16 protein-coding genes are annotated in these 20,081 nt (G+C 69.2%); 3 read left to right on the top strand and 13 right to left on the bottom strand.

The window, feature by feature from the left end:
* Nucleotides 1-12 precede the first annotated feature (12 nt).
* Nucleotides 13-1,317, top strand: coding sequence for an ArgE/DapE family deacylase (locus tag IEY14_RS16910; protein WP_188910567.1), 1,305 nt, complete (start codon nucleotides 13-15; stop codon nucleotides 1,315-1,317).
* Nucleotides 1,318-1,462: 145 nt separating this feature from the next.
* Here the strand turns inward: IEY14_RS16910 and IEY14_RS16905 are convergent, their stop codons facing one another.
* The 6 genes from IEY14_RS16905 to IEY14_RS16880 form a co-directional block, all read right to left on the bottom strand.
* Entirely contained in the window at nucleotides 1,463-2,791 is a 1,329-nt protein-coding gene (locus IEY14_RS16905; protein WP_188910564.1) for an extracellular solute-binding protein, read from the bottom strand.
* A gap of 67 nt (nucleotides 2,792-2,858) precedes the next feature.
* Nucleotides 2,859-3,713 carry a carbohydrate ABC transporter permease gene (locus IEY14_RS16900; protein WP_244639530.1) on the bottom strand — a complete coding sequence of 285 codons (855 nt, stop codon included), beginning with the start codon at nucleotides 3,711-3,713 and terminating at the stop codon, nucleotides 2,859-2,861.
* A complete protein-coding gene (locus tag IEY14_RS16895) occupies nucleotides 3,710-4,612 on the bottom strand; it encodes a carbohydrate ABC transporter permease (RefSeq protein WP_188910562.1) in 903 nt (300 codons plus the stop codon). The genes IEY14_RS16900 and IEY14_RS16895 overlap by 4 nt, the downstream gene beginning before the upstream one ends.
* On the bottom strand, nucleotides 4,605-5,708 hold the full coding sequence (locus IEY14_RS16890) for an ABC transporter ATP-binding protein (RefSeq protein ID WP_188910560.1): 1,104 nt from the start codon (nucleotides 5,706-5,708) through the stop codon (nucleotides 4,605-4,607). The genes IEY14_RS16895 and IEY14_RS16890 overlap by 8 nt, the downstream gene beginning before the upstream one ends.
* Before the next feature lie 106 nt (nucleotides 5,709-5,814).
* Nucleotides 5,815-7,332, bottom strand: coding sequence for an arabinosylfuranosidase ArfA (gene arfA, locus IEY14_RS16885; RefSeq protein WP_188910559.1), 1,518 nt, complete (start codon nucleotides 7,330-7,332; stop codon nucleotides 5,815-5,817).
* A 113-nt stretch (nucleotides 7,333-7,445) separates the two neighbouring features.
* Complete coding sequence (locus tag IEY14_RS16880) at nucleotides 7,446-8,372, bottom strand: ArsR/SmtB family transcription factor (protein ID WP_188910558.1); 927 nt, start codon at nucleotides 8,370-8,372, stop codon at nucleotides 7,446-7,448.
* Nucleotides 8,373-8,577: 205 nt separating this feature from the next.
* Between IEY14_RS16880 and IEY14_RS16875 the strand changes: the two genes are divergently transcribed.
* Together IEY14_RS16875 and IEY14_RS16870 are read left to right on the top strand one after the other, a co-directional pair.
* The gene (locus IEY14_RS16875) at nucleotides 8,578-9,243 is read left to right on the top strand and encodes a response regulator (protein ID WP_188910557.1); all 666 of its coding nucleotides are present in this window, start codon (nucleotides 8,578-8,580) and stop codon (nucleotides 9,241-9,243) included.
* Between the two features lie 70 nt (nucleotides 9,244-9,313).
* A complete protein-coding gene (locus IEY14_RS16870) occupies nucleotides 9,314-10,648 on the top strand; it encodes a sensor histidine kinase (RefSeq protein ID WP_244639546.1) in 1,335 nt (444 codons plus the stop codon).
* A gap of 319 nt (nucleotides 10,649-10,967) precedes the next feature.
* On the opposite strand, the gene IEY14_RS16865 is transcribed toward IEY14_RS16870, so the two are convergent.
* The 7 genes from IEY14_RS16865 to IEY14_RS16835 all read right to left on the bottom strand — a co-directional run bounded on the left by IEY14_RS16865 (nucleotide 10,968) and on the right by IEY14_RS16835 (nucleotide 20,072).
* The gene (locus IEY14_RS16865) at nucleotides 10,968-11,846 is read right to left on the bottom strand and encodes an ABC transporter permease (protein WP_188910555.1); all 879 of its coding nucleotides are present in this window, start codon (nucleotides 11,844-11,846) and stop codon (nucleotides 10,968-10,970) included.
* A gap of 17 nt (nucleotides 11,847-11,863) precedes the next feature.
* Nucleotides 11,864-12,682, bottom strand: a complete 819-nt coding sequence (locus tag IEY14_RS16860; RefSeq protein ID WP_188910554.1) for an ABC transporter ATP-binding protein — start codon at nucleotides 12,680-12,682, stop codon at nucleotides 11,864-11,866.
* A 91-nt stretch (nucleotides 12,683-12,773) separates the two neighbouring features.
* Nucleotides 12,774-13,790 (bottom strand): ABC transporter substrate-binding protein, encoded by a 1,017-nt coding sequence (locus tag IEY14_RS16855; RefSeq protein ID WP_188910551.1) that lies wholly within the window; start codon nucleotides 13,788-13,790, stop codon nucleotides 12,774-12,776.
* A gap of 275 nt (nucleotides 13,791-14,065) precedes the next feature.
* Nucleotides 14,066-16,468 carry an aldehyde dehydrogenase family protein gene (locus IEY14_RS16850; protein ID WP_188910549.1) on the bottom strand — a complete coding sequence of 801 codons (2,403 nt, stop codon included), beginning with the start codon at nucleotides 16,466-16,468 and terminating at the stop codon, nucleotides 14,066-14,068.
* 13 nt (nucleotides 16,469-16,481) lie between these two features.
* Nucleotides 16,482-17,567: a deoxyribose-phosphate aldolase gene (gene deoC / locus IEY14_RS16845; protein WP_188910546.1), complete on the bottom strand. Its 1,086-nt coding sequence runs from the start codon at nucleotides 17,565-17,567 to the stop codon at nucleotides 16,482-16,484.
* Entirely contained in the window at nucleotides 17,560-18,555 is a 996-nt protein-coding gene (locus IEY14_RS16840) for a sugar-binding transcriptional regulator (protein ID WP_188910544.1), read from the bottom strand. Before IEY14_RS16840 ends, deoC begins: the two co-directional genes overlap by 8 nt.
* Nucleotides 18,552-20,072 (bottom strand): FGGY-family carbohydrate kinase, encoded by a 1,521-nt coding sequence (locus IEY14_RS16835; RefSeq protein ID WP_188910542.1) that lies wholly within the window; start codon nucleotides 20,070-20,072, stop codon nucleotides 18,552-18,554. The genes IEY14_RS16840 and IEY14_RS16835 overlap by 4 nt, the downstream gene beginning before the upstream one ends.
* Between the last annotated feature and the right edge of the window lie 9 nt (nucleotides 20,073-20,081).

The following is a 20,081-nucleotide window of genomic DNA, read 5'->3' as shown; positions in this document are numbered from 1 at the left end:
ACGGACTCGACCATGCCTCGACCGACACCCGGCCCGGACGGCGCGGCGCTGAGGACGCGCCTTCAGGCGATCATCCGCGACGCGGCCCCGCGCCAGATCGAATGGCTGCGCCAGTTGGCGCGCTTCGCCAGCACGCGCGGCCGGGACGAGGCCTGCCAGCGCTGGCTGGCGGAGGAGTTCGCCCGGCGCGGCTGGGCGATCGATCGCTACCGGCTCGCCGAGGTGCCGATGGCGGGCCTGCCCGGCCATTCGCCGACGGTCGGCGCCGACGAGGACCGGCTCTGGCAGGTCGTCGCGACGCCGCCCGCCGGCGCCGAGGGCCGCAGCCTCATTCTCCAGGGCCATATCGACGTCGTGCCGGCCGGACCGCTCGACCAGTGGGAGCACGATCCCTTCGAGCCGCGCGTGGCGGACGGCTTCATAACCGGGCGCGGCGTCAACGACATGAAGGTCGGCGTCGCGGCGATGGTCTTCGCCCTCGACGCGCTGGCCGAGGCCGGATTCGTCCCGGGCGGGCGGGTCCATGTCGAGACGGTGAGCGAGGAGGAATGCACCGGCAACGGCGCCCTCTCGACGCTGGTGCGCGGCTACAAGGCCGATGCCTGCCTGATCCCGGAAGTGACCGACAACCGCATCGTGCGCGCGCAGCTCGGCTCGGTCTGGTTCCGCGTGCGGATCAAGGGCCGCGCCGCGCACGTCCTCGAAACTCAGAAGGGCGAGAGCGCCATCCTCGCCGCCTATCGGATGATCGGCGCGTTGGAGGCGGTGGCGGCACACTATAACGGCATCGCCCACGCCTCGCCCTGGTACGGCGACATCGAGCGGCCGATCAAGCTCTCGGTCGGCAAGATCGCCGGCGGGGACTGGATCGGCATGGTCCCCTCCTGGTGCGATCTCGACTGCCGCATGGGCGTCCTGCCCGGAACGGACCTCGCAGATGTGCGCGGGCGGATCGTGGCGGCGGTCGAGGCCGACGCGGCGGCGCATGGCAGTGCGGCGCCGGGGGTCGAATGGATCGGCTTCCAGGCCGAGGGCTATGTGCTGGAGGAAGGCTCGGAGGCCGAGGCGGCCCTGGCCCGTGCCCATCGCACGGTGCTCGGCCACGAACTGGAGCCGATGGTCCTCCAGGCGACGTCCGACATCCGGCAATACGGGCTCTATTACAACATGCCGGCGCTCTGTTACGGCTCGTGCGGCAGCGGCTCCCATACCAGCGGCGAGCGGACCGATCTCGCCAGCATGAGCGAGACCACCCTCGTCCTGGCGCTGTTCGTCGCCGAATGGTGCGGCCTCGTGGCGCGGGGCGAGCCGGCCTGACACGCTTCGAGGTCGAGGGGCCGCCCGGCGGGCCGGGCGGCGGACAGCCGCCCGAAGATGGCACTCGGACGGCGAGCCCGCCGCGACCGTCGTCCTTCTGACCGGCGACGGTCCGGTGATCCTTGCTCCGGGAACGCTCGGCGGCTCAGAGATTCGCCAGCATCTCGTCGATGCGGGCCTCCATGTCGGACAGCGCGGCGCCGATCTCCTTCTGGCCGGTGACGGCGGCGCCGAGTTCCTGGCCGACGATGTCCTGGATGGCGAACTGGCGCTGGACGGTGGACGGCAGCGCCGTGCCGAGCGCGGCGATCGGGGCCAGCGTGTCGCGATGCGGCAGCGACTGGAATTCCGGCTGGTCGAGCACCGCCCGGACGGCCGGCAGATGGCCGGTGCGCGCCCATTCGAAGTCGTTCTTCTCGAAGAAGCTCAGGAATTTCGCGATCGCGGCGCTTTCCTCCGCCGAGCGGTCCTTGCGGGACACGGCCCAGGCATGGCCGTTGGCATATTGCGCCTTCCGGCCGGGGAAGAGCTGGGGAAAGGGATAGACCGCGTAGCCGCCCTTGTTCAGCGCCGTCCCGGCGGTCCGCGACGCGGCGGTGTAGTCGCCGATGACCCAGGTTCCGTTGAGATTGACGCCCGCATCGCCCGCCAGGAAGGCGTTGACGCTGGCCGCGTAGTCGAGATCCTTCAGCGTGTCGCCCTGGTCGTAGATCGCCTTGTACATCTCGGCGACCTTCCGGGCCTCGGGCGTGTCGACCCCGGCTTTCCCCGGATCGGCGAAGAGGCTGGCATTCTGCTGGAAGAGGAAGGTGTAGAAGAAGGCTGCGAAGCTCGCATTGTTGTTGACCAGCGGCTGGACGAAATAGGGCTTGCCGGTCTTCTCCTTGAAAAGCCGGGCCTGTTCGAGGAGTTCGTCCACGCTCGTCGGCAGCTTCGGCGTGCCGTCGGGGTTCAGGAGCCCCGCCTGCCGGAAGAGATCGAGATTGACGTGGAAGAGGATGGTCCAATTGTCCATCGGCAGGCCGTAGAGCTGGCCCTCCTTCGTCACGCCCTCCCGCGCCGCCGGCGTGAAGTCCTCGGCATGGATGCCCTTGTCGGCCAGCATCGCGTCGAGCGGCAGGAGCAGCCCGTTCGACTGATAGTCTGAGATCGCCGAGAGATGAATGGAGATGATGTCCGGCGGGTCGCCGGCCGCGAATTGCGCGGTCAGCTGGTCGTAGCCCGGCCATTCGACGGTCGTGACCGAGACATGGGTGTCGGGATTTTCGGCATTGAACTCGTTGATCAGCGAGGTGAGGATGCCGCATTCGCCCGTCGCCTTGCGGATGTCGGTATTGGTGCCGAACTCGGCCTCGCAGGCGCCGAAGAAATGCTGAAGCTTCACCTCGGTGACGGCGAGCGCCGGGCTGGCGCCGATCAGCATGGCGAGGACGGAGGCGACCGCGAGGATCGGGCGTCGGACGGCGTTTCGCATGGCTTCAGTCTCCGGTCAGGCAAGCCCGGGCGGGCTTCGGTTCGAGGCGGGAGAAGGCGCGGCGTCCCTAGCGGACGGCGGCGCCGGACACGGCGGTGACGATGTATTTCTGGAAGAAGAGATAGACGACGAGGATCGGCGCCCCGGCGAAGACGGCCTGCGCCATCAGGTAGCCGACGCCGTCCGACTGCGCGAAATTGGTCTGCGTCGAGGCGATGCCCATGGTGAGCGTGAACATCTCCTTGCTGGTGGCTGAGATCAGCGGCCAGGAATAGTCGTTCCAGCTGTTGAGGAAGGTGAAGATGCCGAGCGTCGCCTGCGCCGGCAGCGTCAGCGGCAGAAGAACCTTCCAGAAGATCTTGAACCGGCCGGCATTGTCGAGCAGCGCCGCCTCGTCCAGCTCCTTCGGGATGGCCCGAAAATATTGCGTCATCAGGAACACGCCGAAGGGCGCGGACAGGCCGGGCAGGATCAGCCCGTGATAGGTGTTGTGGAAGTTCAGCCAGCCGAAGATCTGGTGGCGTGCGATGAGCACCGCCTGTTCGGGAACGGCGAGCCCGGCGAGGACGATGACGAAGAGCGCGTCGCGGCCCGGAAAGTCGAGCCGGGCGAAGCCGTAGCCGGCGAGCGAGGAGAGGATCAGCGTGCCGAGCGTGGTGCCGCCCGCCACGATCAGGCTGTTCGCGATCCAGCGGAAGACCGAGGACGTGGCGAGGATGCTGGCATAGTTGCGCAGCGTGTAGGGCGCGTGGAACACCCGGTCCATGCTGACCATCAGCTCGCCATTGTCCTTGAAGGAGAGGGCCGCCACCCAGAGAAGCGGCGCCAGCATCAGGAGCGCGAGAACGAGCGTCGCGCCGAGGATCAGCCGGTCGGTCGCCGCCGGTCCGGCGCCGCCGCGCCTTATCGGCCGGCGGCTCACGCGGCGTCTCCCTTGCGGCGGGCGAGGAGAAGCTGCGCCATGGCCGCGAGAAGGATCAGGACGAAGAGCAGCTGCGAGGCTGCCGCCCCGAGCCCCAGATCCCATTTCCGGAAGGCCGCGTCGTAGATGTAGAGGACGATCGGCGTCGTGACGTTGTTCGGGCCGCCATTCGTCAGCAGCCGCGCCTGGCCGAAGAGCTGGAACTGGAAGACGATCTGGATGACCGCGACGAGGACGACGCTGCGGCGGATCGCCGGGAAGGTGATCCGGCGGAAGCTCTGCCAGCGGCTCGCATTGTCGAGCGCGGCGGCTTCGAAGAGATCGTCCGGGATCTGCTGGAGCGCGGCGAGGAACAGCATCATCGGCAGGCCGAGCGACCACCAGATCGTGGCGATCGCCACGGCAAGCATCGCGAGATGCGGATCGGACAGGAAGGGCGGCACTGTCCGGCCGAACCAGCCGCAGATCATGTCGAGGAGGCCGAAGCGCGGCATGAAGACCATGCGCCAGACGAGGGTGACGATGGTGACGGACAGGACGGAGGAGGCGAAGAACACGCCGCGCAGCACGGCGGCGAGCCGCGTCCGGCGGTTGAGGGCGAGCGCCAGGAGGAGGCCCGCGACGGCGAGGGCCGGCACGGTGAGAAGGACGAAATAGAGCGTGTTGCCGATCGCCTGGAGGAAGATGCGGTCGTTGAAGAGGCGAAAATAGTTGTCGAAGCCGACGAAGCGGCCGAGCGCGAAGGCATTCGCCCGGTGCAGGCTGATCCAGAAGCTCCAGAGAAGCGGCGCGACGAGAAGCCCCGCGAAGACGAGGAGATAGGGCGCCACGAAGAGGGCGTTGCGCCAGAGCGGCGCGTCGACCGGCGCCCGGCGCCGGATGCCGGGGCGCTCAGACATCGCCCGCCCCCTCGCCGTGATGGGCGCGGCCCGTTTCGTCGAAGAGATGCGCCCGCGCCCCGTCGAGCGCCAGCGCCACCGCCTCGCCGATCGCGACCCGGCTGCCGCCGGCATCCTCCGCGACGATCGGCGTGCCGTCGACGAGGCGGGTATAGAGGAGGGTGCGGTCGCCGAGGCGCTCCACCACCTCGACCCGGCCGGTCGTCGTGGCCGTGGCGGTCGCCGCGCATGGGCGGACGGCCTCGGCGCGGATGCCGAGGACATAGTTTCCGGCCGGCAGGCCGCCGGCGCGGATCGCGGTCTGGAGCGTCGCGCCGTCCGGCAGGCCGGCGCGCACGAAGCCGTCCCGCTCGCCGAGCCGCACGGGCAGGAGATTCATGGTCGGCGCGCCGACGAAGGTCGCGACGAAGCGGCTGGCCGGGCGCGTGTAGATCTCCATCGGCGCGCCGATCTGCTCGATTCCGCGCGGGCTCATCACCACGATCCGGTCGGCGAGCGTCATCGCCTCGATCTGGTCATGCGTCACGAGGATCATGGTCGCCTTCACGCGGTGGCGCAGCTGCGCCAGCTCGACGCGCGTGCGCACGCGCAGCGCCGCGTCGAGATTGGACAGCGGCTCGTCGAACAGGAAGGCCTTCGGCTCCTTGACGATCGCCCGGCCGATGGCGACGCGCTGGCGCTGGCCGCCCGACAGCTGGCCGGGCTTGCGCGCCAGCAGATGGTCGATCTCCAGGATACGCGCCGCCTCGGCGATGCGGGCCGACACGACATGCGGCGCGACGCCGATATTGCGCAGGCCGAAGGCCATGTTCTCGGCGACCGTCATCTGCGGATAGAGGGCATAGGACTGGAACACCATGGCGATGCCCCGCCGGCCCGGCGGCAGCGGGTCGATGCGCTCGCCATTGATCGAGATCGTGCCGGCATCGACGCTTTCGAGGCCGGCGATCATGCGCAGGAGAGTGGATTTCCCGCAGCCGGACGGGCCTAGAAAGACGACGAACTCGTTGGCCCTGATGTCGAGCGAGATGTCTTCGAGGATCGTCCTGTCGCCATAGCGCTTGGCGACCTTCGCGATCTCGATCGCCGCGCTCACGCCGGCCTCCGCAGGGCGCTGCGCCGCTGCCGTGCCCCTTCGCCGGGAAAGACGATGCCATGGCGGGGAAGAAACATGCGGCGGGCCCTCCGGCGGTTCGCGGCGTCTAGCGGACGGCCCGCAGGCGGATCATGCGGTAGCTGAGCGGCGCGATCGCCGCGCGAAGCCGCCCGGCCGCGACCTCGGCGCCCTGGCCGGCGACAGGGGTGACGGCGTCCGGGCATTTCGCGGTGTTGCGCGCCTCCAGATCGGGATGGGCGATCACGCGGTCGTCCTCCACCGCCATCGCGCCGCAGCCCAGGAGGTCCACGTCGAGATCCAGCGCCTCCGTCAGGTGGCGGTTGACGATGAAGAGGGTGACATGGCCGCTTTCGGCATCGGCCACCGCCGCGATGTCGAGATAGGGCACCGCGCCGACGCCCTCGGCCTCGTAGGTCGGGCAGTCGACCAGGAGGCGCAGCGCCTCGCCCCGGCCGAAGACGGAGGCGAAGTGGAAGGGATAGAAGATCGTCTGGCGCCAGGCCGGGCCGCCCGGCACCGTCATGATCGGCGCGATGACGTTCACCAGCTGCGCGAGGCAGGCGATCTTCACCACGTCCGACCGGTTGATGAAGGTGTTGATGATGCAGCCGACCTGGAGCACGTCCTCGAAGGTGTAGTCGTCCTCGAGCAGCGGCGGCGCCTCCGGCCAGCCGGCATTGCCTTCGAGGATCGCCCGGTCGCGCTCGCGCGAGTGATACCAGACGTTCCACTCGTCGAAGGAGATGTAGACGTCCTTGCGCGAGCGCTTCTTGGCCTTCACGAAGTCGATGATGCCGGCGACGGTGCGGATATAGCCGTCGAGCTCCAGGCTGCGGGCGAGATAGTTCGCCGTGTCCTTCGCCGGGTTCTCGAAATACATATGGAGCGAGATATAGTCGATCTCGTCATAGGTATGGTCGAGGACCGTCGCCTCCCATTGCGGATAGGTCGCCATGTGCGAGCTCGACGAGCCGCAGACCACGAGCTCCAGCCGCTTGTCGAAGGCGCGCATCGCCTTTGCCGTCTCGTAGGCGAGGCGCCCATATTCATCGGCGGTCTTGTGGCCGATCTGCCAGGTGCCGTCCATCTCGTTGCCGAGGCACCAGAGGCGGATGTCGAAGGGCGCCTCCCGGCCATTGGCGCGGCGCCGGTCGCTCCAGGCGCTGCCGCCCGGATGATTGGCATATTCGAGGAGATCGCGCGCCGCCTCCAGGCCGCGCGAGCCGAGATTGACGGCCATCATCATCTCGGCGCCGACCGAGGCGCACCAGTCGGCGAATTCGTGCAGCCCGACCTGGTTGCTCTCCGAGGTGTGCCAGGCGAGGTCGAGGCGGACGGGCCGCGCCTCCTTCGGGCCGATCCCGTCCTCCCAGTCATAGGCCGAGACGAAATTGCCGCCGGGATAGCGGACGAGCGGCACCCGCAATTCCCGCACCAGCTCGATCACGTCGCGGCGCATGCCGTCGGCGTCGGCGCTTGGATGGGCCGGCTCGTAGATCCCGGTATAGATCGCCCGCCCGAGATGTTCGAGGAAGGAGCCGTAGAGGCGCGGGTCGATCCGGGCGATCGTGGACTGGCGATGAAGGACGACCGACGCGCGCATGCGGCTCTTTTATATCAGATAACTTGATACATATCAGTTTTCCTATGTTGAGCGGAGGCCGGCGCCGGGGTCAAGCGAAATATTTAGCCGGGAATGGTTCGGCGGGCCAGCCGTCAGGCCGTCCTCAGGCGCAGCACGATGTCCTGGTCGTGATTGCCGAAGCCCCGGCCGAAGATGTTGATGCCGCCGGGATGGTCCGCATCCGGCCGCACGCCGATCCGCAGGCGGATCGAATGGTGCCGTTCGAGGTCGAGCGCCGAAATGGCGACGTCGGAGACGCGCCGCCCGTCGACGAACGTGCCCTCCCTCGTCACGCGGAAGCTCTTCAACTCGCCATATTGCGAGCCCTTCAGCTTCCACCAGTCGGGCGTGAAGGTTCCGCGCCGGTCGCCGAAATCGCCGGGCGAGGTCCAGGTGAGGATCTCGACGCCGTTGACCGCGAGCGTGATGTCGGACGGCCAGTCGGCGCTGGTGCCCGGAACCTCGGAGCTCAGTTCGAGCGTGAACTCGATCTCCCGGATCGTCGCATCGGCGAGCCGGGCATTGTTCGGAAACTGGTATTCGACATGGCCGCGTGTGAACCAGAGCAGCCCCGCCTTCATCCGGGCGGGGTCGAGAAAGGTGCTCGGCACGTCGAGGAGGCCGATGATGCCCTCCGCCGAGCCGAGCCCGCAGGGCGCCGAGACGTCGCAGCCCGTATAGAGCCCGAGCGGCATGGCGACCTCGATCGTGCCCGCCTCCGCCGGCCTCTCGTCACTCTTCAGGACGATCACCACCTCGTCATAGAGCGAATGGCAGACCTTCTGATTGCCCTTGCGGGCCTTGACGATCTCGACGCCGATCAGGCCCGCGTCCTGCAGCGCCTGGACGTTCATCGAGACGCTGGACTGGGGAATCGCCAGAAGACCCGCGATCTCGTTGACGTTCAGCGCTCCCTTGTGCCGGAGAAGCTTGAGGATCGCGATCCGGGCGGGCGAGGCGAGCCCCCTGATGACGCTGAAATCCTTCTCGGGATCGACGACAAGAAAGTTTTTGCCCATTCTCGGTGCCAGACGGTCCTCGGTCGCGCTCGCGGCGACTCTGTCGCGCAGGCTAGGCAATTTGGGCGGGGCTTGCACCCCTCGCCCGCGAGGCCGGCGGCGACGGGCGGGGCGAGACGTTTCGATCTCCCCTCCCGGCGCGATCGAGGCGTTTGCAGGCCCGGCCGCCACCCCTATGATGGCGCGGCGCGGGAGTTCGGGCGGCATGCGGTTGCTGATCGTGGAGGACAATCATGACCTGGCGACCTGGCTCGCCCGGGCGCTGACCCAGGCGCAATATTCGGTCGACACCGTCCATGACGGCGAGGAGGCGGAGGACTTCCTGGCCGTCGCCGACTATGCCGCCGTCATTCTCGACCTGTCGCTGCCCAAGCTCGACGGCATGACGCTCTTGAAGCGCATCCGCCGCGCCGGCCGCAAGGTGCCGGTGCTGATCCTCACCGCCAATGCCTCGCTGGAGGGCCGTGTCGCCGGTCTCGATTCCGGCGCCGACGACTATCTCGCCAAGCCCTTCGAGCTGCCGGAGCTGGAAGCGCGGCTGCGCGCCCTCATCCGGCGCGGCCACGATCTCGCCAATCCCGAGATCGCGCTCGGCGACCTGACGCTCGACACGGTGACGCGCCAGTTCTCGCTGAAGGGCGAGATCCTGTCGCTGACGCCGCGCGAACATTCCGTCCTGGAATTCCTGATGCTGAAGGCCGGCAGCACCGTGTCGAAGGCCGCCCTGTCGCAGAGCGTCTTCGGCCTCGACGCCGAGCCCGATCCTTCCGCGATCGAGATCTATGTCCATCGCGTGCGCAGGAAGCTGGAAGGCGGCGCGGTGCAGATCGCGACGCTGCGCGGCCTCGGCTACATGCTGCGGGCCGGCTGAGCCGGTGGCCGGTCTTGGCCTGTTCGGGCGCCTGCGCCGCAGCCTGCGCGCCCAGCTCGTCGCCTCGGTCATGGCGACGCTCGTCCTGGTGATCGGCTTCAACCTCTATTCCGGCCTGGTGCGGGCCACCGAGACGGCCGATCTCGTCACGGACAATCTGCTGCTCGGCTCGGCCCGCGTCATCGCCGAGGCGGTGCGCGTCGATCCGGGCGGCGCGGTGCAGGTCGACATCCCGCCGGCGGCGCTGGAGATCTTCGACACCGGCCACCGCGACAAGGTCTATTTCCGGGTGACGACGGCCTGGGGCAATCTCGTCGCCGGCTATGCCGATCTCGGCGAGCCGGCGCGGGTGGCGGTCGGCGAGGACGGCGCGTTTCGCGGCGCCGCCATCCGGCGGCTGATGCTGATCCATCCGGTGGTGGGGCTCGGGCCGGACGGGGAGATCGGCGTCACCGTCGCCGTCACGCGCCTCGGCTGGAGCGCGATGCGCGGCTCGCTCTGGCTCGCCAATGTCGCGGATCAGGGGCTGCTCGTCCTCGTCGCCGGGCTCGTCACGGTGCTCGGCCTCCAGCGCGGCCTCGCGCCGGTCCTGCGCCTGCGCGACGCGGTGCGGGCGCGCCGCCGCGACGAGCTCGAACCCTTCGACCCCGCCCTGGTGCAGACCGAGCTGCGCCCGCTCGTTCAGGCGCTCAACGATTACATGACGCGCGTCCGGCGGCAGATGGCGGCGCAGAGCCGCTTCGTCGCCAATGCCGCCCACCAGCTGCGCACGCCCCTGACGCTCCTGTCGACGCAGGCGAGCTTCGCCGTGCGCGAGACCGATCCGCAGCGGCGCGGCGAGGCGCTCCAGGCGCTCATCCGCTCGACGCGGCAGGTGACGCGGCTCGCCGAGCAACTCCTCACCCTCACCCGCGCCGAGCCCGGCAGCCGCGCGCCCCGCGCCGACCGCATCGACATGAGCGCCGTCGCCCGGCAGGTGCTGGAAGCCCATGTCGAGGAGGCGCTGCGGCGCGGCATCGATCTCGGGCTCGACGAGGACGGGCCGGCGCCCGTTACCGGCGACGGCACGATGCTGAAGGAGATGGTGGTCAATCTCGTCGACAACGCGCTGCGCTACACCCCCGCCCCCGGCCGCGTCACGGTCGCCGTGCGGCGGGCCGGCGCGGAGGTGACGGTCGCCGTCGGCGACAGCGGCCCCGGCATTCCGCCGGAGGAGCGCGAGCAGGTCTTCGAGCGCTTCTACCGCATCATGGGCACGAAGGCGGAGGGCAGCGGCCTCGGCCTCGCCATCGTGCGCGAGGTGGTGACGGGCGCCGGCGGCACGGTCACGCTCGGCACGTCCGGCGACGGCGGCCTGGACGTGACGGTGCGGCTGCCGGCGGCGGCGGACCATAACGCGGCCTGATCTCTCCCATGAGGAGATCGAGCCAGTCTCCGGCGGCAGCGTCGGTCATGGCGACGAAAACTCGGGAAGCGAGACCATCGAGCTGCGATCTCCCTCCTTGACGAGGCGATCAGGTTGAGCGCGGCCGTTTCGGCCTGAAGACTCGGATCACGAAATGTCCTTCGACAGGTAAGCCCTTCGTCATCGACCAGTCCGTCACCTTGGCCGGGATAATCCGGATGTCGATGAGTGCCGAGTCAGAAGAAACGCCCGCGAGAAGAGCTCCGCGCGGGCGTCCGGCTTTCCGAAGGGAGGGCGGCGGGGCCTTGGCCCCGTGCGATCAGTGCGTGTCGAGGCTCTGCTGCGGGCGCCATTTGGCGAGGCGGTTCTCGATCATGGTCATCACCGCCTCGGCGGCCAGCGTCACGACCATCACGAGGACGATGGCGGCGAACATGCCGGCGGCGTCGAACGTGCCCTTGGCGATCGAGATCAGCTGGCCGATGCCGAAGCGGGCGCCGACGAACTCGCCGACGATGGCGCCGATGATCGCGAAGCCGAAGGAGACGTGGAGGCTGGCGAAGATCCAGCTCATCGCCGAGGGCACGACGACGGTGCGCGTCACCTGCCAGTCCGAGGCGCCGAGGATGCGGGCATTGGCGATCATGTCGCGATCGGCCTCGCGCACGCCCTGGAAGGCATTGGCGAAGACGACGAAGAACACCATGACGAAGGCGAGCGCCACCTTGGAGGCGAGGCCGAGGCCCATGATCATGATGAAGATCGGCGCCAGCACGACGCGCGGGATCGAGTTGATCGCCTTGATATAGACCGAGAAGATGTCGGACAGCATCTGGTTGCGGCCGAGGCCGATGCCGACCACCACGCCGGCGAAGGAGCCGGTGAAGAAGCCGATCAGCGCCTCCTGCATGGTGACGCCGAGATTGTACCAGAGCGAGCCCTCGGTCGTGCCGTTGAGCGCCCAGTCGTAGAGCCGTTCGGCGACGGCGCTCGGGCTCGCGTAGAAGAACGGGTCGATCCAGTTCAGATCGGACGAGAGCTCCCAGAGGCCGAGCGCGGCGACGAGGATCGTGATCTGCCAGAACAGGACGAGCTGCTTGCGGCGCTTGATCGATTTGAGCGCCGCCGCCTCGATCTCCTTGTCGCTGGTGCCGGGGCGGAAGGCGGGGGCCGCCGCTTCCATCGTGACGTCGGTCATGTCGCGTCCTCCTCTTCTCAGGCAGCTTCGCTGGCGCGGCGATAGCTGGTCTCGACCTCCTGGCGCAGGTCCTCCCAGATGGTCTTGCAATAGTCGATGAAGCGCGGCTCGTAGCGGATCTCCGAGACGACGCGCGGGCGCGGCAGGTCGATCCGGTAGACCGACTTCACCGTCGCCGGGCCGGCGGTCAGCACATAGACCTTATCGGCCAGCGCCACCGCCTCCTCCAGATCGTGGGTGACGAAGACGACGGAGGCTTGGCGCTCGGCCCAGAGCTTCAGAAGCTCCTCGTGCATCACTGTGCGGGTCTGCACGTCCAGCGCCGAGAAGGGCTCGTCCATCAGGAGGATTTCCGGCTCGTTGATGAAGGTCTGAGCGAGCGAGACGCGCTTGCGCATGCCGCCGGAAAGCTGGTGCGGATAGTGATGCAGGAACTTCGTCAGGCCGACGCGGGCGAGCCAGTCCTTGGCGGCGGCCTCGGCCACAGCCTTCGACTTCCGGCGGAAGAGCGGGCCGGCCATCACGTTGTCGATGACGTTCTTCCAGGGAAACAGCGCGTCCTTCTGGAAGGCGAAGCCGACGCGCGGGTCGATGCCCTTCACCGGGCCGCCCATCAGGCGGACCTCGCCGGCGCTCGGCCGGGCGAGGCCGGTGACGAGGTTCAGCGTCGTCGACTTGCCGCAGCCGGTCGGGCCGACCACGGCGACGAATTCGCCGCGCTCGACGGTCATGGTGAAGTTGCGAAGCGCCGTCAGGGTCTTGCCGGTCGGCGAGACGAAGCGGCGGGTGACGTTGACGAGTTCGATGGCGGGCGTCGCGCCCTGATCGAAGGACATGGGGGATCCTTTCGGCGGCGCCCTTGGCGCGCAGATGAAGCGTCCGATCGGGGAAGGCGCGCCCGCCGCGCGGCGGGCGCCTCGCTTCCGATTACTTGGCGTTCTTCACGAATTCCGTCGTATAGGTCTTCGACAGGTCGATCTGCTTGCCCTTGACGTTCTTGGAGAACTCGGAGAGCACCGCGAGCACCGTCTTCGGCCCGTCCTCCGGCATCACGCCGTCCTGCGTGAACATGGGCTTGCCGGCCTCCAGCGCCTTCACGTAGCCGTCCTTGTCGCCGACATAGAAGCTCTTCGGCAGCTGGTCGGCGATCTCCTCGGCCGAATGGGCGTGGATGTATTTCAGCGTCTTGACGAAGGCATTGGCGAGCTTCTGCACCTCGTCCTTATGCGCCTCCACGAAGGAGGCCTCCATATAGAGGGAGGCCGCCGGATAGAGGCCGCCCAGCGCCGCGCGGGTGGCGTCCGGGGTGCGCAGATCGATGAGGACCGTCGCCTCGCCGGTCTTCAGCATGCGGGAGATGGTCGGCTCGGTCGTCATGCCGGCCTGGATCTGGTCCTGCTGCATCGCGGCGATGAAGGTGCCGCCGGCGCCGACCGGCACCGTCGTGACCTCGCCGCCCTTCAGGCCGGCCTTGGACGCCATGAAGAGCGTGAGGAAATTGGTGGAGGAGCCGAGGCCCGTCACGCCGACGCTCTTGCCCTTCAGATCGGCGAAGGACTTCACGTCGGGATGCTTGGTGGAGACGAGCTCGACCTCGCCCGGCGCCTGGCTGAACTGGACGACGGACTGGACGAACTTGCCCTTGGCCTGAAGGTCGACGCAATGGTCGTAGAAGCCGACGACGCCCTGCACCGCGCCGGCCAGAAGCTGGTTCTCGGCATCGACGCCCGCCGCTTCGTTTAGGAGCTCGACCTCGATCCCCTCGTCCTTGAAATAGCCGAGGCTCTCGGCGAGCTTCGCCGGCAGATAGATCTGCTTCTCGTAGCCGCCGACCATGATGGTGATCTTCTCGGCCGCGCTGCCGAGCGCGGTGGTCGCGAAAAGGCCGGCCGCGGCCAGGACCGGCAAGGAAACGGCGTGCAGAAATCCGCGCCCGAAACGCATGAAGGCATCCTCCCTGAGAAAGCGAGATCGGTGGCGCACCTCCATGCCCATCCCGGCCGACCTCTTGAAGGCAAGCTAGCGGGCTTAACTTTCATTTAGCTTTCACAAGGCGGCGGGGCGTCCCGAAATCTCGGTTCGCATCCTGTGGCGACGCGGCGATCGTCCGACCTCGATCGCTCACCTCGCCGCATCGTCATCCCGGGTCGGACCCGGGATGACGATGCTGACGATGCTGAGGCGGAGGCGCCAAGGATCAGCGCATCAGCGAGCCAGTATTACTCGCCATAGGGCACCCAGATGTTCTTCACCTGCGTGGCGTTGCGCAGATATTCGGCGCCCTGGCCCTCGACGGGCGAGAACCAGTCGATGCGGGCGCCGCCATGCGACCAGACGGGCTTCAGGTTGCCGGCGGAGGCCGCCTCCACCCCGGCGAGGCCGGCGGGCTCGCCGAAATACCAGAGCGCCGCGACATCGTGATGCTCGGCCAGCGTCTTCGCCAACTCAGCCCGCGGGCCGGTGACGATATTGACGACGCCGCCCGGCAGGTCGGACGTGTCGAGCACCTGATAGAGGTCGGTGGCGGCGAGGGGCGCGCTTTCGCTCGGCACGACGACCACCCGGTTGCCCATGGCGATCGCCGGCATGACCAGCGAGACGAGGCCGAGAAGCGGCGCGTCGTCCGGGCAGAGAATGCCCATCGCGCCGAAGGGCTCGGGCATCGCCAGCGTCACGTGGCGCGTCTTCGTCGCATGGACGCGGCCGTCGTATTTGTCGGCCTGCGCGGCATAGAAGAAGGTCCGGCGCAGCGCCGCCTCCACCTCGCGCCGCGCCGCGTCCGGCTCCTGGCCGAATGTGACGAGGCGCGACTCGAATTCGGCGGCGCGGGCGGCGAGGTTCTCGGCGATGTAGTAGAGGACCTGCGCCCGGTTATGCGCGCTCGCCCCGCCCCAGCCGCCAGCGCCCGCCGCCGCTTCCACGGCATTGCGGATGTCCTTGCGGTTGCCGAGCCCGGCCTGGCCGAGCGCCGCGCCGCCCGGCGCGCGCACCGTATAGCCGTAGCCGGAATCCGGCCGCGCCTGCCTGCCGCCGATATAGAGCTTCGCCGTGCGGTCGATGGTCGGCACGGCGCCGAGGCTCGCCCCCGCCTCCGGCACCGCGACGAGCGGCGGTGCCACCCGCGCCTCGCCCGAAGCCGACGCCTGCGCCTTTCGCCAGGCGGGCACCAGATATTCGTAGAGGCCCTCGCGCCCGCCCTCGCGGCCGAAGCCGCTTTCGCGATAGCCGCCGAAGCCGGCGCCGGCATCGAAGAGATTGGTGGAGTTGATCCAGACGACGCCGGCCTTCATCCGCGCCGCCGTGTCGAGGGCGAGATTGACGTTCTCCGTCCAGATCGAGGCGGCAAGGCCGTAGCGGCTGTGATTGGCGATCTGCACCGCCTCGGCCGGCGTGCGGAAGGTCATCGCCACCGCGACCGGCCCGAAGATCTCGACCTCCGCCACGGTCGAGGCCGGCTCGACCTCGGTGATGAGCGTCGGCGGGAAGAAGGAGCCCGTCTCGGGCAGCTTGCCCCCGGCCTGATGCAGGACGCCGCCTTCCGCCTCGCCCTTGGCGACGAGCTCGCGGATGCGCCGGAGCTGGACCGGCGCGACGATCGCCCCGACATCGACCGACTTGTCCATCGGCTCGCCGGTGACGAGGCCGGCCATGCGGCGCTTCAGCTTGGCGAGGAAACGCTCGTGAATGCCCTCCTGCACGAGCAGGCGCGAGCCGGCGCAGCAGACCTGGCCGCCATTGAACCAGATGGCGTCCACGACGCCTTCCACCGCGCCGTCGAGATCGGCATCCTCGAAGACGATGAAGGGCGACTTGCCGCCGAGTTCGAGCGACAGCTTCTTGCCCGAGCCCGCCGTCGCGCGGCGGATGAGGCGGCCGACCTCGGTCGAGCCGGTGAAGGCGATCTTGTCGACGCCCGGATGGGCGACCAGCGCGGCGCCCGTCTCGCCGTCGCCGGTGACGATGTTGACGACGCCCTCCGGCAGGCCGGTCTCGCGGCAGATCTCGGCGAAGGCCAGCGCGGTGAGCGGCGTGAACTCGGCCGGCTTCAGCACGATCGTGTTGCCGGCGGCGAGCGCCGGCGCGATCTTCCAGGCGAGCATCAGCAGCGGGAAGTTCCAGGGAATGATCTGGCCGCAGACGCCGACCGGCGCATAGGCCGGAAACTCGCTCTCCAGCATCTCGGCCCAGCCGGCATGGTGGTAGAAATGGCGGGCGACCAGCGGCACGTCGATGTCGCGGCTCTCGCGGATCGGCTTGCCGTTGTCGAGCGTCTCGAGGACGGCGAGGAAGCGCTCGCGCTTCTGGATGGTGCGGGCGAGCGCATAGAGATGGCGGGCGCGCTCGTGGCCGGACAGCGCCGCCCAGGGCGCCTGCGCCCGGCGCGCCGCCGCGACGGCGGCATCGATGTCGGCCGGCGTTCCGGCCGCCACCTCCGCGATCCGCGTGCCGCGCGCCGGGTTGTCGACGGGAAAGCGCCCGCCGCCTGTGGACGGCACGAAGGCGCCGCCGATGAAATGGCCGAAGCCTTGCGCATGGGCCTTCAGCCAGTCGGCGACATGGGTCTCGGCTTCCGGGGCGGGACCGTAGTCCATCGTGTTCAGAACGTCTCTGACGCTGGGCATGGGCTTCGCTCCTTCAGGCGAGCGCGTGATGGGCGGCGGCGGCGTAGCGGCCCGTCGCGTAATGTTCGAGCTGGCGCTCGATATCGGCGAGCATCGAGCTCGCGCCGATGCGGAAGAGATCCGGCTCCAGCCAGCGCCGGCCGAGCTCCTCCTTCATCAGGATCAGCCAGGACAGGGCGTCCTTGGCGGTCTTCAGCCCGCCGGCCGGCTTGAAGCCGATCGTCTCGCCCGTCCGCTCGCCATAGTCGCGCAGCGCCCGCACCATGGTGAGGCTGACCGGCAGCGTCGCGTTCACGTCCTCCTTGCCGGTCGAGGTCTTGATGAAGTCCGAGCCCGCCATCATCGCCACCATCGAGGCCTTGTAGACATTGCGCAGCGTCTTCAGGTCGCCGGTGCCGAGAATCGCCTTCAGATGGGCCGGGCCGCAGGCCTCGCGCATCGCGCGCACCTCGTCATAGAGGCGCGTCCAGTCCTGGGTCAGCACCTGGGCGCGGTTGATGACGATGTCGATCTCGCCGGCGCCCTCCTCCACCGCGTAGCGGATCTCGGCGAGGCGCTGCGGCAGCGGCGTCAGCCCGGCGGGAAAGCCGGTCGCGACCGAGGCCACGGGAATGCCGGAGCCTTCCAGCGCCTTCACCGCCGGGCCGACCATGGTCGGATAGACGCAGACCGCGCCGACCGTCGGCGGCGCGTCGGCGAGGCCGAGCGCCTCGACGATGTCCTCGCGCAAGGGGCGCCGCGCCTTGGCGCAGAGCCGGCGCACGCGGCCGGGCGTGTCGTCGCCGGCAAGCGTCGTGAGATCGATGCATTGCAGCGCCTTCACCAGCCAGGCGGCCTGGTATTCCTTCTTGACGGAGCGCCGCGTGCCGAGCGTCGCCGCCCGCCGCTCCACCGCCGAGAGATTGACCTGGATCGTCTCGAACCAGTCGGGCTTCAGTTCGGTGCCGGGATTGCGGTGATGCGGCGGCGGGCTCGCGGCGGGGCTCGTCGCCGGCGCGGCCTCGGCGGGCGGCACGACGCTGAGGGACCGGCCCTTCGCCGCCCCCTTTCCCGCATCCTTGGCGGCGCCGCGCGCGGCAGGCTCCTCGATCCTATCCATCCTCGCGCTCCTCCAGAAGAAACAGGGCGGTGTCCTCGTCGGTGACGAGGCAGTTGAGATAGCCGGCGCGCAGGCAGGCGCGCGCGACGGCATGTTTCGACCGGCCGGCGCCGACGCCGATCGACAGCTCGCGCTCGCGGCAGAGCTTCAGGTCGAGGGCGATGGTGCGCGCGTCGACCTCCGGGTCGACGATCCGCCCCTCGGCGTCGATATAGCGGCTGAGAATGTCGCCGACGGCGCCCTTCCGCCGCAGCGCCGCCGTCTCGGCTTCCGTGACATAGCCCGACTGGACCAGCACCGAATCCGGGCTGATCGTGCCCATGCCGAAGCAGATGACCGGCGCGCGCCGGCCGAGATCGAGAACGCTGGCGATGGTCGGGTCCTGTTCCAGCGCGGCGCGCGTCGCGGCATGGCCGAGGATCGCCGGCACGGGCAGCAGCGTCGCCGTGCCGTTGGCGGAACGGGCGAAGAGTTCGGCCGTGTTGTTGGTGCGCACCGAGGGGCTGCGGATGTTCATCGCGCCGTTGAGGAGCACGACCTCCACCCCCTCGTTCCAGAAGGGCGGCAGGTGGGCGGCGACGGCGCTCATCGTGCGGCCCCAGGAAACGCCGATCAGCGGCACGCGGCCGAGCCCGGCGATGAGCTGGGCGGCGGCCCGCGCGACGGCGTTCAGCAGCAGCGTCTCGTCGGTCTCGCCGTTCGACGGCACGACCAGCGCCTCCTTCAGGCCGAACCGCTGCTGGAGCCGGCTTTCCAGCGCCGGCAGGCGCGAGGTGCGCGGCACGATCTCGATCCGCACGATGCCGGTCTCGCGCGCCTCGGTCAGGAGCCGGCTCGCCTGCCAGCGCGTCAGGCCCAGCTCCTTGGCGAGATCGCCCATGGTCATGCCGAGATCGTAATAGCGCTTGGCGACCTGGATCATCAGGATCTCGCGCTGTTCGCCCGAGATCGTGCGGAACTGGACGTCGCGGTCGGCGGCTTCGCTCATGAATTCGTGTCTCGCGTTTGCCGGGCGGCGAGCCGGCGCGAGAGGGGCGCCAGAAGCTCGGTCGCCTCCAGATAGTCCCCCAGCAATTCCCGATAACGGGCATGGGCGGCAAGATCGGGCTCCACCGTTTCGCCCGGCGCGGCGACGGCCCGCGCCGCCGCCTGGAGATCGGGCACCAGCCCGGCGCCGGTCGCGGCGCAGCCGCAGGCGCCGACGATGGTGAGATTGGTGCGCGAGGGCAGTTCCACCGCCCGGCCGAGCGCGTCCACCGTCGCCTTCAGCCAGAGCGGATTGCGCGAATAGCCGCCGGAGGTGACGATGCGGCGGCAGGCGATGCCGAGCTCGTCCATCCGCTTCAGGACATTGGCCGAGGCGAGCGCCACGCCCTCCACCGCCGCGTGGTAGAGCGCCGCCCGGTCGTGGCCGAGCGACAGGCCGAGCACGGCGCCGCGCAGGTGCGGATCGCGATAGGGCGTGCGGTTGCCCATGAAATAGTCGAGCGCGAGGAGGCCGCTGCCGCCGACCGGGATCTTCGCCGCCGCCGCGCAGAGTTCGTCATGGCCGGCGCCGTCGAGCGCGAAGATCTCGCGCGAGAACCAGGAGAGGACCGAGCCGGCCGAGACCTGCCCCGCCTCGACCAGCCAGCGCCCGTCTTCCAGCGCGTGCGGATAGGGTCCCCAGAAGCCGGTGACCGGCCGCTCGGCGTCGAGCTGGAACAGGTGGACGACGGAGGTGCCGCCGATCATCAGGACCTCGCCCGGCTCCAGCGTGTTCGCGCCGACCATGCCGATATGCGCGTCGATGCCGCCTTGCGCGACGATCGGCCGGTTGGCGAGGCCGAGATGGGCGGCGGCTTCCCCGGAAAGCGCGGCGACGGGCGCGCCGACCGGCAGGATGGCGTCCGGCAGCTTGGCCGCGAGATCCGGCACGCCGAGCTCGGCGAAGAGAGCGTCGTGGAAGCGGCCGGTAACGCTGTCCCAGTTCCACTTGCAGGTGGCGTTCATGCGCGAGCCGGCCCAGCGCCCGGTGAGCCTGAAGTTCACCCAGTCCAGGCATTCGCAGAAGACTTGCGTTTCGGCATAGAGCGCCGGCTCGTGGGCTGCCAGCCACATGGCCTTCGGCACTAGCCATTCGGCGGCGTCGCTGCCGCCGGAATAGGCGAGGACCGGATGGCGCGAGCGCGCGGTGCGGTCGGATTCGGCCGCCGCGCGGCAGTCCATCCAGAGCAGCGCCGGGCGAAGCGGCGTGCCGTCGCGCCGGCAGGCGACGACGGTGGAGGCGGTGGTGGCGGCGCAGATGCCGGCGACCTCCGGCTGGCCGAGATCGCGGAGAAGGGCGCGGCTCGCCTTGCCGAGCGCCTCCCACCAGTCGGCCGGCGACTGTTCGGCCCAGCCCGGGCGCGGATGGCGGGTCGGATAGTCCGCCTCGCGCTCGCCCAGCATGCGGCGCGCTTCGAGATCGAAGAGCCCGACGCGCACGCCGCCGGTGCCGAAGTCGAGGCCGAGCAGCAAGGCCATGGCGACGCC

The sequence above is a fragment of the Aureimonas endophytica genome (genome assembly GCF_014642635.1).
Taxonomy (GTDB): Bacteria; Pseudomonadota; Alphaproteobacteria; order Rhizobiales; family Rhizobiaceae; genus Plantimonas; species Plantimonas endophytica.
The sequence above is the reverse complement of the archived record's forward strand: the minus strand, read 5'-3'. Positions and strand labels throughout refer to the sequence as shown.